This is a genomic window from Parvibaculum lavamentivorans DS-1 (assembly GCF_000017565.1).
GTDB classification, from domain to species: Bacteria; Pseudomonadota; Alphaproteobacteria; order Parvibaculales; family Parvibaculaceae; genus Parvibaculum; species Parvibaculum lavamentivorans.
Map to the genome: position 1 here is coordinate 1,082,970 of NC_009719.1, position 13,961 is coordinate 1,096,930.

Below are 13,961 nucleotides of genomic sequence, written 5' to 3' on the forward strand. Positions count from 1 at the left end.
TATTGAGTCATGAAGATCGTCCTGCAACTGACTGGTCCCGACGGCGTATCGGAACTCGTGACGATCGAGGCAGGTTCGAATTTCACCGTGCCGGGCGGCATGACCGTGGAAATCGTGTCGCTTGAAGGCGTGGACGATCTGCGGGTCGAGGGCGGCGAACTCGTCCTCACGAGCCCGGACGGAGCCATAAGAATTGCCGGCCTCGGCGCGGACTTCTTCGCGGAGACGGCCGCCATCGCCGAAAGCGGGATCGTTGGCCCCTTGCCGGGGGCGTTTCTCCGTCTCTTCGGTTGGCTCGACACACCTGATGCAGGCTCGCGGAACGCGGAGTCCGGTCCCGGCATATACGGACAAGGTCTGCGGGAAGGGAGTGACGACCTTCCGCCGCCTCTCGATAGCTCGAACGATAGCGGCACCATGACAGCGCCTGCTGCGCCGGTCATATCGTCCTGGTCGCACGATACCGGCTTGCCCGGCGATGGCGTCACATCCGACACCACGCTCACTTTATCGGGCACCGCCGAAGCAGGCGCGACCGTCACGCTTTTCGACGGGGACACGGAACTCGGCACGGTAACCGCGGATCCCGGCGGCACCTGGACTTTCGATACCGCCGCGCTCGGCGATGGCACCCATGAATTTACAGCGACGGCCACCAACGCGGGCGGCACCGGGCAAATCTCCGCGCCTCTGACGGTGACGGTCGACACCGTGGCGCCCGGAGCGCCGGTGATCTCCGGTTATGCCGCCGATACCGGCACAATCGGCGACAGCATCACCTCCGACACCACGCTCACATTGACGGGCACCGCCGAAGCGGGCGCGACGATCGAAATTTTCGATGGCGCAGTATCGCTCGGCACAGCAATTGCCGATGGGGTGGGCTTGTGGAGTTTCACAACCGGCGAACTCGAAGACGGCGAGCATGACTTTACCGCATCCGCGACGGACCTTGCCGGAAACACCGGCGGCGCTTCAGCCGTCTTTACCGTGGAAGTCGATACCGAAGCACCCGGCGCGCCGGTCATCTCCGGCTTCTCGGACGATACTGGAACGCAAGGCGACAGCATTACCTCCGATACCATTCTCACCCTGACAGGTACGGCGGAAGCCGGCGCCGCTATCATCATCTTCGATGGCGATACGGAACTTGGCACCGCGCTCGCCGATGGTGCGGGTGCGTGGAGCTTTGCAACCGGCGAACTTGGCGAAGGCCAGCATGAATTCACTGCAATCGCGACGGACGCCGCCGGCAACACGGGTAACGTTTCTGCGGCCTTCTCCGTTGAAATAGACACGTCCGGCCCATCGGCTCCCGTCATTGCGGGCTTCTCCGGAGACACCGGCATCGCGGATGATGGCGTCACCTCCGATACGACGCTCACCCTGACGGGTACGGCGGATGCGGGCACCACCGTTACCATCTTCGACGGTCCGCACGTACTCGGCACCGCCATCGCCGATGGCGTCGGCAACTGGAGTTTCGATACCGCCGAGCTTTCCGAAGGTGGGCACCAGTTCACGGCAACCGCAACCGATGCCGCAGGAAATATTGGCGAACGCTCCGAAAATTTTGACGTCGTGGTGGATGTAACGCCGCCCGCCATTTCAATCGCGACGCCGGTTTCGGGCGACGGCCTCGTCAATGCGTCTGAAGGCGGTTCGTTATCCGTCTCGGGCACAGCGGCGGGGGGGCAGCAGGTCTTCGTCACCTTCCGCGACGCCGGGGGCACAACCGTCACGGGCAGCGCCTTTGTTGACGGCCTGGGCAACTGGACGCTTTCGGACGCGGATATCTCCGGTCTGCAGAACGGCGAGGTTTCAATTGAAGCCTATGCCGTCGACCGCGCGGGCAACCAATCCGGCACGACGACCGAAACCGTCATTTTCGACAGCGGTTTGCCGACGGCGCCCGTCATCACCGGCTTCACCGATAATACGGGCTTTCCCGGCGACAACCTCACCTATGACACGACGCCGACGCTCACAGGTACGGCGGAAGCTGGAACTACCGTCGAAATTTTCGACGGACAGACCTCGCTCGGCACCGCCATCGCCGATGGCGCGGGCAACTGGACTTTCACAACCGGCACGCTCGCGGAGGGCACCCACACGCTGACGGCGCGCACTACCGACGAGGCGGGTAACAAGGGCGCGGTTTCCGCACCGCTCAATCTCAGCATCGACACGACCGCCCCCACGGTCACTGTAACGACGCCGATTGCCGGCGACGGAATCGTCAATGCCGCCGAGGACGGGTACTTTGTCATCTCCGGCACTTCGGCGGGCGGTCAGCGCGTCTACCTCACCTTTACCGACGGCAGCGGCGCTACGGCGACGGGATCCGCGCTCGTTGACGGCGCCGGAAGCTGGACCCTGAACGCCGATATTTCCGGTCTCGACGAAGGCGCGATTGTCCTTGAGGTTTATGCGGAAGATCAGGCAGGCAACAGGTCGGATACAGTCGAGGTCGCCATCGCGCATGACAGCGTGGCGCCCGCGAGTCCCCTCATCACCGGCTTCTCGGAGGACACCGGCAACCAGGGCGACGGCCGGACTTCCGACAACACGGTTACATTGACCGGCACCGCGACGGCAGGTGTGACAGTCGAGATTTTCATCGGCGTCACGTCGCTCGGCACTGTTATCGCCGATGGCGCGGGCGCATGGAGCTTCACCACCGAAGAGCTCGCCGATGGCTCTCACTATTTCAGCGTGGTCGCCGTCGATGAGGCAGGCAACAGGAGCACGAGTTCCAGTAGCTACATCGTCACCGTGGACACCGTGCCTCCCGGGCTGACGATCACGATGCCGATTTCGGGTGACGGTATTGTCAATGCAAGTGAAGACAACTCCGTCTCGCTTTCCGGCACGGCGCCGGGCGGCCAGCGCGTCTATGTGACCTTCACTGACGAGGATGGCGCCACCGCCACAGGAGAGGCCATCGTCGTCGGGGGCAACTGGACGCTGCCGGGCGTGGACATCTCCGCCCTTGCCGATGGCGATATAACGGTAGAAGCCTATGCGGTCGATCAGGCGGGCAACAACTCAGGCACGGTGACGGAGACAATCGGGCACGACACGGCAGCACCGGCGGCGCCCGTCATCACCGGCTTTACCGACGATAGCGGCGCGGCGGGTGACGCCCGCACCAACGACACCACGCCAACGCTCACGGGCACGGCGGAAGCCGGCGCCACCGTCCAGATCCGCGACGGAGCGGTCTTGCTCGGCACCGCCGAGGTCGACGGCGACGGCAACTGGAGCTTCACGACACCGGAACTCGTGGAAGGCGGTCACAGTCTCACCGTGCGGACGGTAGACGCAGCCGGCAATCTCAGCCCCTCCGCCAGCCTCGGCCTCACCATCGACACCACGGCGCATGCCGTCCTCATCACGACGCCGATCGCGACCGACAACGTCGTCAACGCCGCCGAGGACGGATCGGTTTCGGTGTCCGGCACAGCTTCGGGCGCGCAGCGTGTCTATGTCACCTTTCGCGATGAAAGCGGCGCTACCGTGGATGGCGGCTACGCCCTCGTCACGGGCGGCGGCAACTGGACGCTGTCTGGTGTCGACATCTCCGGCCTCCAGAATGGCAACATTGCGGTCGAAGTCTATTCTGTCGATCAGGCGGGCAACCAGTCCGGCACGACGACAGCCACCGTAACGCTCGACAATACCGGCCCCGCCGCTCCGGTCATCGTCGATTTTTCCGACGATACCGGCTTCGACGGCGACAATCAGACCGCCGACAACACGCTGACCTTCACCGGCACGGCGGAAGCGGGCGCCACCGTCAACGTTTATGTCGGCATGACGGTCGTGGCTACAGGCATCGCCGATGGCGACGGCAACTGGACGGCAACGACAGAGGCACTTGCAGATGGTACTTCGACTTTCTACGCACGCGCTGTGGATGACGTCGGCAATGCGAGCGGCGTGTCGAGCGGGATCGCCATCAACATCGACACCATCGCCCCTGATGCGCCCACGCTTGACAGCTATTCGCTCGACACGGGCGTCCCGGACGACGGTATCACGGCGGATGGAAACCTGACTCTGACGGGAACCGCGCCCGCCGGCGCCATGCGGATCGTCATTTACGACAACGGCGTCGAAATCGGAACGGTCGTCGTGAATGCCGGCGCGTGGACCTTCCACACCGGCGATCTGGCGGATGGTGACCACAGCTTCACTGCCGCCGCGCGAGATTATGTCGGCAACGAAAGCGATCAGACGGATCCGCTGACCGTCATAATCGACACCGAAAATCCCGATGCACCCGTCATAACCGGCTTCTCGGACGATACCGGCGGCGTCGGCGACGGCGTGACCGCCGATACGACCCTGACGATCATCGGCACGTCGGAAGAAAACGCCACGATCAGCATCTTCAACCAGGGCTCGTTCCTCGGCACCGTGACCGCCGATGGAAACGGCGACTGGAGCTACGATACCGGAACGCTCAGTCAGGGCGAATACATCTTCACGGCTCGTGCGGTCGACGTCGCGGGCAACGTTTCGCCCATGAGCGACAGCCTTGACGTGACGGTCTCGATCCCTGTCACGCCAGCGCCGCTCATCACCGGCTTCTCCGGCGACAGCGGCACGCAAGGCGATAGTCTCACAAACGACGCGACGCTCACCATCGAGGGTACAAGCGCCGCGAACGCCACTGTTGAAGTCTTCCGCGGCGGTGTCTCGCTCGGCACCACGATCGCGGACGGCTCCGGCAACTGGTCCTTCACGACAGCGGAACTGGCGGATGGAAGCCACATCTTCCGTGCACGTGCGACAGCTCCCTCAAGCAGCGTGAGCACTCACTCGGAGCAGTTCACCGTGACGGTCGACACCACGGCTCCCCTGGTCACGATCTCCGATCCGGTCGACGGCGACAACATCGTCGGCGCCTTGACTGACGGTTCGCTCACCGTCTCCGGTTCGGCGCCGGGCGGCCAGCAGATCTTCGTCACTTTCCGCGACGGCTCCGGCGCAACGGCTTCAGGGACCGCCTCGGTTGCCGGCAATGGTTCATGGACGCTGACGGGCGCGGATATTTCCGCTCTCGATAACGGCGCTATCACCATCGAAGCCTATGCGGTCGATCAGGCGGGCAACCAGTCCGATACGGCCACGCACGAAATCCTGCTCGACAACGAAGTGCCCGCGGCGCCTGTCATCTCCGGCTTTTCGGACGACACGGGAACGCAGACGGGTTCGACCTCCGACACAACCCTCACCTTCACCGGCACGGCGGAAGCGGACGCCACCGTCCAGCTATTCCGCGGCGGCAGCGTCGTCGGATCGGCCACGGCGGACGGCGACGGCAACTGGACAATCACCACGGGCGAATTGCCCGAAGGTTATGCGACCTATGATGCGCGCGCCTTCGATGCAGCGGGCAATGCCAGCGGCTGGTCGAACGCCCTTTACCTCAATATCGACACCACAGCGCCCGCAACCCCGGCGATTGTTTCCTTCTCCAGCGACAGTGGCCTCCAGGGCGACAGTCTCACCAACGACACGACGCTCACGCTGAGCGGTACGGGTGCCGCAGGGTCTACAATCGTCATCTATGACGGCGGCGTCGAGCTTGGCACGGCGCAGGTTACCGGTGGCGGCACATGGTCTTTCACCACGGCAACATTGGTGGACGGCGGCCACAGCTTCACCGCCGCCGCGCGAGACGGCGCAGGCAACTACAGCGCCGAGACCGCGGCGTTCGAAGTCACCATCGACGCGACGCGCCCGGACGCCCCTGTCATCACCGGCTATAGTGACGATACCGGCAATCCGGATTACCAGACCTCCGACAACACGTTGCTCTTCACCGGAACCGCCGGAGCGGGCGAGACTGTGAATGTCTATCTCGGCCAGACCATCGTTGCGACCGGCGTGGCCGATGAGAACGGTGACTGGTCGGCGGCGACCGGCGTGGTTGCTGACGGTTTCCATTATTTCTATGCCCGCGCGGTGGACGCGGCGGGTAATCAGAGCATCCAGTCCGCTAACTACGCTATCAACATCGATACGGTAGCGCCTGCCGCGCCCGCCATCACCGGCTTTACCAATGATAATGGTGCCGCCACCGATGACGGCATCAGTTCTTTCAACTGGACCTATCTATCGGGCACCGCCGAGCCGGGCACGAACACTATTGTCGTCTACCGGGATGGCGAACAGATCGGCACCGCCTCGGTGAACGGCGGCTCATGGACCTTCCTTGCCTCGGCGCTCCTCGAAGGTACGCACACATTTACAGCCGCAGCACGCGACTTTGCCGGCAATGAAAGCGGTGAGAGCAACGAGGTGGAGTTCACCGTCGATCTCACGCCGCCCCCCGTCCCCGTCATCGCCTCGATAAGCGACGACACCGGCACGCCGGGAGATTTCCGCACCTCCGACACGACACCGACGCTTTCCGGCACGGCCGAAGCGGGCACAACCGTCACCATCCGCGATGGCTCCACCGTGCTCGGCACGGCCGTCGTGGATGGTGGCGGCAACTGGTCCTACACAACGCCCGAACTTGGTGAGGGCGTTCATGTCTTTACCGTCAAGGCAACGGACGCCGCAGGTCGCGAAAGCAACTATAGCGGCACGCAGCTTGTCATCATCGACACGACCCCGCCTGCCGCGCCTGTCATCACGGGCTTCAGTGACGACACCCTCCCCATGGGCGACGGCACTACCTCGGATACGACGCCGACACTTTCGGGCACGGCCGCTGCCAACAGTACGGTCGAGATCTTCGAAGGCGGCATTTCGCTCGGTACGGTGACGGCGGACGGGTCGGGCAACTGGTCCTTCACCACGGAGGAACTCGCAGAAGCGAGCTACAGCTTCACAGCGCGCGTCAGCGACGATGCTGGCAATGTGAGCGATGAATCCGCCGCCCTCGACCTCACCATCTCCAGCGGTCCGGTGCCCGCGACCGCCACACCCGCCATCACGCTCTATTCGAACGACACCGGCGTGACCGGAGACGGCATTACAAGAGACAATACACTTGATCTCTATGGAACGACCGTGAACGGCGCCTCGGTGGAGATCTTCGACGGCGGCGTCTCGCTCGGCACCGTCACGGCTGACGGCGCCGGCAATTGGCACTTTCTGACGGGCACGCTTGCGGAAGGCGATCATGATTTCACCGCCGTAGCCACCGCGCCCGGCGGCTACGGTCCGAGCGGCCACTCGGCAGCGTTCTCCGTCACCGTCGACACCGTCGCACCGGCCGCCCCCTTCATCGCCGGTTTTTCCGACGACATCGGCTACTCGTCCTCTGACAACCTGACTTCGGACAATACGCTCACATTCGCAGGCACAGCCGACGCGAATGTCACAATCAACATCTTCCGTGGCGGCGGGCTCATCGCGACGACGGAGGCGGATGGCAATGGCGACTGGTCGGTGACGACCGGCCCGATCGCCGACGGCTATGCTGCCTATGAAGCCCGCGCCGTCGATGCCGCGGGCAACATGAGCGCGCCGTCCAACTCGATCACCATAGGCATCGATACGGTCGCGCCTGCGGCCCCGGTCATCACCGGCTTCTCTCCCGATTCCGGCACGCAGGGTGACGGCGTCACGACCAACAACTTCATCTCCGTCACCGGCACGGCGGAGGCCGGAACGCGCACTGTCGTCATTTACGATAACGGCGTTGAAGTCGGTGAGGTGACCGTCAATGGCACCTCCTGGATTTTCTACACCGAATCCCTGTCCGAGGGCGCACACGAGTTTACCGCCATCGGCTACGACTACGCGGGCAATGAATCGGCCGAGTCCGGCATCCTTACGGTCACGATCGACGACACAGCACCCCCCGTACCCGTTATCACCGCTATCTCCGACGACACAGGCTTTTCCACCACCGACAAGCAGACGACCGACACCACGCCCACTATCACCGGCACCGCGGAAGTGGGTACGACGGTGCGTGTGTTCATCAATGGCGGTTCGGTCGGCACCACGGTCGCCGATGCCAATGGCGCCTGGTCCTTCACGACCGGAACGCTTGCCGACGGCTATCACAGTGTGACGGTGCGTGCGGAAGACGAGGCTGGCAATCAGAGCGCCCAGACCGGCGCCATGTATGTGGTCGTCGACACCGCGCCCCCGGCGATCACGATCACGACGCCGATAGCCTCTGACAATGTTGTGAATGGATCGGAAGACAACTATTTCAACGTCTCCGGCACTTCGATAGGCGGACATACCGTCCACATAACTTTCACGGATGAACTCGGAGGCACGGTCACCGGCACGGCTACCGTCAACGGCACTTCCTGGATTCTCAGCGGTGCCAACATCTCCGGCCTCCAGAGCGGCGAGATCACGGTCGAGGCCTATGCGGTCGACCGCGCTGGCAATGAGTCCGGCACGGTCACGAACATTATTGAACTCGACAATATTGCTCCCGCCGCGCCGGTCATCACCGGCTTCACTGACGATACCGGCATTGCCAACAACCAGACCTCCGACACCACACCGGCTCTCACCGGTACGGCGGGCGCAGGCGAGACCATCCGCGTTTATCTCGCAGGCAGCGAGATCGGCACCACCACAGCGGATGGCAGCGGCAACTGGACGGTCACCACTTCCGTGCTGCCCGAGGGGTATCATTCAATCACCGCGCGTGCGGTCGACGACGCGGGCAACCTCAGTGCTTTCTCCAACACGCAGATTGTCTGGGTGGATACCACGGCTCCGGCCGCGCCCACCATCGACAGCTGGGGCAGCGACACCGGCACTGTTGGTGACGGCATTACCGACGACAACACGATCACCCTTTCGGGAACGCGTCCGGCGGCGACCTTCGTCAATGTCTACGACAACGGTGTGCTGCTCGGCACCGTGCCGATGACTGGCGAAACCTGGCTCTTCGTGACAGAGGCTCTTCCCGATGGCGAGCACAGCTTCACCGTGACGGCCGTCGATGGCGCGGCGAACGAAAGCGTGGCCTCTGCCGCACTCGATATCACCGTCCAGACCGTTCCGCCGGTTCTGGCCTCGGACGATACGATCGGCTCCGTGCCCGACGGATGGACCGTCTTCGAAGGCAACGGCCACGCCTACTCTCTGGTTGGTGGGGAGAACTACTGGGCGGATGCTCAGAGCAGCGCCGCTGCCGCGCTGCCTGGAGAAAGCTATCTTCTCACGATCACGAGTGCGGAGGAAAATGCCTTCGTCACGACGATCCATTCCGGCCGTCTGTGGTTGGGCGCTACCGATGTTGCCACCGAGGGCAACTGGATGTGGCAAACCGGTCCCGAAGCAGGAACCGCGTTCTGGTCTGGCGACTCTTCCGGAAGCGCGGTCGCCGGGGCCTATAGCAACTGGGCGCCCGGTCAGCCGAGCGTCACGGACGGGATTGGTGCGGACGAGGACTATCTGATCCGGAATTCCTCGGCCCAATGGAACGATTCCCTCTACTACGACACTTACTTCTCCGCCAGTGCAATGGCGGAAATTGGCGGCTACGGCCATAGCTACGCCGACGACGTGAATGAGGATGCGGCCTATACCTTTGCCGGAAGCATCCTCCTGCAGAATGACGGCGATCGTGCGAGCATTTCTTCCGTTTCCGCCACAAGCACGATGGGCGCAAGTCTGACCTACGACGCGGGCACCGGAGAGATCGTCTACGATCCGACGGCGGCAGCTTCCATCCAGGCACTTGCCGACGGCCAAACTGCAACCGACAGCTTTACCTACACGCTCGCCGGCGGCAGCTCCGCGACCGTTTCGATTGAGGTGGCCGGGCGCGACGAAGTCTTCATGATGTCCATGGGCTCTACGTTTGACGCATCAAGCTTGCTTGACATGTCGGGTGAGATTTCGGGCCTGCCGGGCGGCGATACAGGCGGCGCGGGAGGCCAGGGCGAAGAAGGCGGCTACTTTGCCTACTTTGATAGCGGCACTTCCCAACTCTATGCGCAGGATCCGGCAAGCGAGACCGGCACCCTGTCAGCGGTCGTCTGAGGAAACCTCATGACGGGCGCAACACAGGACAGGAGACTGGAGACAGGGGAGGTGGACTACCTTCCCGCGCTCGAGGCGGCGCTGCGCTATTTCGGCAAGAGTGCGGAAAGGGATGCGCTGCTCGCGGGTCTGCCGCTCAAGGGCGGGCGTCTTGCTTCGCCTTATGTTGCCGAGGTCTCGTCCCGCGCGGAAATCCTCGCGGCCGAAGCGGGCGTTCCCGCCCAGCAGCTTTCGCGCACACAGATGCCCGCGCTCGCCGTCTCGGTGGTTGACGGCGCGGTCGCGCTTCTCGTCCGTCGGGGCTCCGGCTTCATGGCGTCTCAGGGCGATGGCGAGGCTTTCTGGCTCCCCGATCATGAACTGGATGCGGACGCCGCCGTCTGGCAGCTCCGCCCCGCCTTCTATTTCGACCAGCGCAGCCTTCTCCTTGATGTCGAACCGGAGAAGGACTGGTTCAAGGGAACGCTCCTCGCAAACCGGCGGCTCTACGGCTTCGCCATTCTCGCCGGTCTCTTCGTCAATCTCGCCGCCATCGCGATCTCGCTCTTCACCATGGCGGTCTATGACCGCGTGATCCCGAACAATGCCATGTCGAGCCTCGTTGTGCTCGCCATCGGCATTTCGGTCGTCATCCTGACGGACATTGCGATGCGCGTGATCCGCGGCTATCTCGTCGATGTCGCGGGCCGCCGCTTCGACGTGACAGTCGGCGCGCGCCTGTTCCGCCAGCTCCTCGCCCTTCGCGGCACCGCGCGTCCGCAAAGCGCGGGCACGCTCGCCAATACGGTCCGCGAATTCGAGACCGTGCGCGACTTCTTCACTTCCGCCACGCTGGTAGGTCTCGGCGACGTCCCCTTCGTCTTCCTCTTCCTCGCCATCATCTGGTGGGTCGGCGGCTGGATCGTCCTCGTGCCCGTGGCGGGTATCGCTCTCATCGTCGCCACCGGCTTCCTGCTGCAAAAGCCGATAGGCCGCGCCGTCGCCCGCGCACATCGCGAAGCCGCGCACAAATCCGCCTTCCTTCACGAAACCATGGCCGGTATCGACACCATCAAGGCCATCAATGCGCAAAGCTGGGCGCGCCGCCACTGGGAAGCCCTGATCGCGCAGACCGGCGAGACCGCCATCGTCTCGCGGCAATGGTCGAGCCTGTCGGGCTCGATAACGGCGGGTGTCGCGAGCTTCGTCACCATATTTACGGTCGTCGTCGGCGCGGTGCTGGTTGGCGCGGGCAACATCACCTCGGGCGCGCTCATCGCCGCCGTCATTCTCTCCGGCCGCGCCATTTCGCCTTTCGCCCAGATCGCGAACCTGATGGCGCGCTGGCAGCAGACGAAACTAGCGGTCGGCGGTCTCGACAAGTTCATGCAAGCCCCCGTCGAGGAAACACCCGGCCAGATCCAGAAGGTCGCGGCGAAGGGCGCTCTCTCTTTTCGCGACGTGCGTTTCTCTTATCCCTCGCCGGGAGAGGACGTGCCGCCCGTCACCGCATTGGACGGCATAAGCATCGACATCGCGGCAGGCACCAGCGTCGCCATTCTCGGCCGTGTCGGCTCCGGCAAGAGCACCGCGCTCCGCCTCGCGCTCAACTTGAACGCGCCGGATGCCGGTCACGTCCTCCTCGATGGCGTGGACGTTCGCCAGATACACCCCGCCGCGCTCCGCACGGCCGTCGGCTATGCCGGTCAGGAAGCCGTCCTCTTTCACGGCACCATTCGCGACAACATCCTCGCCGCCCATCCGGGCCTCGGTGACGAACGTCTGCTGGAGGTCATCCGCGCCGCCGGGCTTGACGAGCTTCTCTCTCGTTCCGTGCTCGGTCTGCAGACGCAGGTGGGCGAGGGTGGGGCGCGGCTCTCGGGCGGTGAGCGGCAGGCTGTCTCGCTCGCCCGCGCCATCGCCGCCCGCCCGCCCGTGCTGCTGCTCGATGAGCCGACTTCGGCCATGGACAACACGACCGAACAGCGCGTCATCGCCGGTCTCGCCCGTGAGCGGGCCGGCCTCACCACTGTCATTGTCACGCACAAGCCCGCGCTCCTGCCGCTTGTCTCGCGCGTCGTCGTGCTGGATCGTGGCCGCGTCGCGATGGACGGCCCGCGCGACAAGGTCCTCGCCGCCCTCACCGGCAAGGAGCCGCGCAGCGCGCTCAACCTCGTTACCGGAGGAGTAAAGGAATGAGCACCCGCCTCCTCATGAATGCCGCCCCCGCGATCCTCGATCCCGTACGCGGGCCGAAACAGGCCGTGCTCACGCTGCTCGGCGTCGTCGCCGGGCTCTTCTTCTTTCTGCTTCTCTGGTCCGCCTTCGCCCATATCGACGTCACCGCGAGCGGCGAGGGCGCGGTCGTTCCCTCGAGCCACATTCAGGTCGTGCAGAACCTCGAAGGCGGCATTCTTCGCAAGGTACTGGTCCGCGAAGGCGATCGCGTCTCGGAAGGCGATGTCGTCGCTCAGATCGACAATACAGGCGCTCTCTCCTCCTACCGCGAGGATCTGAGTACCTTCCGCGCCATGCAGGCCTCCGCCGCGCGTCTTTCAGCGGAAGCGTCCGGCGCGCCGCTCGCCTTCCCGGTGGATCTGCTCGACGCCGAGGAAAGCGCCGCCCTTATCGCCGCCGAAACCTCACTCTATGAAAGCCGTATGTCAGGCCTTACCGATGCCGTCGCCGTTTTCGAGCGTCAGGAGGAACAGGCCCGCGAAACCATCATGGAAGCGACGGAGCGGATCGGCCATCTCGAAGACAAGCGGCGCTCGCTCGCCGCGGAGCACAGTCTCGTTTCGCGTCAGGTCCGTGACGGGCTCATGTCCGTCGTCGAGAAACTGAAGCTCGAACGCATGCTCGCTGAAACCGACGAAGCACTGTCGAAGGCGCGCGGCGACATCAGGGCCGCCGAGATCGAACTGCAGGAGCTTGCCTCGCGTATCGCCGAGCGCCGCTCCACCTTCGTCAGTGAGGCCCGTGAACAACTTGGCCGCGCCAATGCCGAAGTCGCCGCCCTGTCGCAGCGCCTCATTGCCCATCGCGACCGTGTCGGCCGCCGCGACGTGCGCGCGCCCGCCAATGGCATCGTGAAGCGCGTCGCGACGCTCACATCGGGCGCCGTCATAGAACCCGGCGGTACCATCATGGAAATCGTGCCCCTCGACGACACACTCTTCATCGAGGCCCGCATGGCACCAGCCGACATCGCCTTCATCCATGCCGGTCAGGAAGCGAAGGTGCGCATCACCGCCTATGACTTCTCCGTCTATGGCGCGTTGCCCGGCCGCGTCGAGCGCGTCGGCGCCGATACGCAGATGACCCAGGAGGGTGCTCATTACTTCCCCGTCACGGTCAGTGTCGACCACGCCGCGCTCGAAGACCGTCAGGCGGAACTTCCCATCATTCCGGGCATGATCTCGCAGGTCAGCGTCATCACGGGCGACCGCACGATCCTCGGCTATCTCCTGAAGCCAGTTCTGAAGCTCAAGGAACGTGCCCTGCAGGAACGCTGACATCGGGTCACAGACCGTCGATGCATGATCTCGTTATCATGAGGTCCGCCGCCTTCCGGCGCTCCACCGATTATCGAGATGCTCACCGTGGAGCGCGAAAATCGGCATGGCATTGCCGGCGGCAGTCACGCTTGGTCCGGCCGATCCGGATTTTTATGTGCACAGCACGGGCATCGGGGGGTACAACAGCGTAAACTGGGTCTCCTGACACTTCCCATGGCCGTGTAAACTGTTGAATACACTGACAAATAAAATCTCCATCGCCCCCATGATGGATTTGAACGAGTTGCCTTTTATCTCAACAGCTTAGGCGCCGCCGTGTGCTCAGCGTGTGCAGTTGTAGATGAAAAAGTCTGTCTGACCACGAAGTAGCCCCAACTATTCCAGTTGTGAGATCTCGATCCAATTCTCCGAAGACGTTCTTATTCCCGTCCTCAAACGGCACACGCGGAAAGCACGAAGATGTTCAGGGCTTGTGGG

Annotated in this window: 3 protein-coding genes; all 3 read left to right on the top strand. The window is 63.7% G+C overall.

Translation table 11 applies throughout. The features are described 5' to 3' along the window. Window positions 1-9 precede the first annotated feature (9 nt). The 3 genes from PLAV_RS05095 to PLAV_RS05105 are packed head-to-tail and all read left to right on the top strand — an operon-like array spanning window position 10 to window position 13,481. Window positions 10-9,987 (top strand): Ig-like domain-containing protein, encoded by a 9,978-nt coding sequence (locus PLAV_RS05095; protein ID WP_012109880.1) that lies wholly within the window; start codon window positions 10-12, stop codon window positions 9,985-9,987. A gap of 9 nt (window positions 9,988-9,996) precedes the next feature. Then, the gene (locus PLAV_RS05100; protein ID WP_012109881.1) at window positions 9,997-12,165 is read left to right on the top strand and encodes a type I secretion system permease/ATPase; all 2,169 of its coding nucleotides are present in this window, start codon (window positions 9,997-9,999) and stop codon (window positions 12,163-12,165) included. Further along, window positions 12,162-13,481 carry an HlyD family type I secretion periplasmic adaptor subunit gene (locus PLAV_RS05105; RefSeq protein WP_012109882.1) on the top strand — a complete coding sequence of 440 codons (1,320 nt, stop codon included), beginning with the start codon at window positions 12,162-12,164 and terminating at the stop codon, window positions 13,479-13,481. The genes PLAV_RS05100 and PLAV_RS05105 overlap by 4 nt, the downstream gene beginning before the upstream one ends. Window positions 13,482-13,961 lie beyond the last annotated feature (480 nt).

Excerpts from the sequence above, each read along its gene's own strand:
- PLAV_RS05095 (WP_012109880.1), top strand. The coding sequence starts at position 10 with ATGAAGATCGTCCTGCAACTGACTGGTCCCGACGGCGTATCGGAACTC.
- PLAV_RS05100 (WP_012109881.1), top strand. The coding sequence starts at position 9,997 with ATGACGGGCGCAACACAGGACAGGAGACTGGAGACAGGGGAGGTGGAC.
- PLAV_RS05105 (WP_012109882.1), top strand. The coding sequence starts at position 12,162 with ATGAGCACCCGCCTCCTCATGAATGCCGCCCCCGCGATCCTCGATCCC.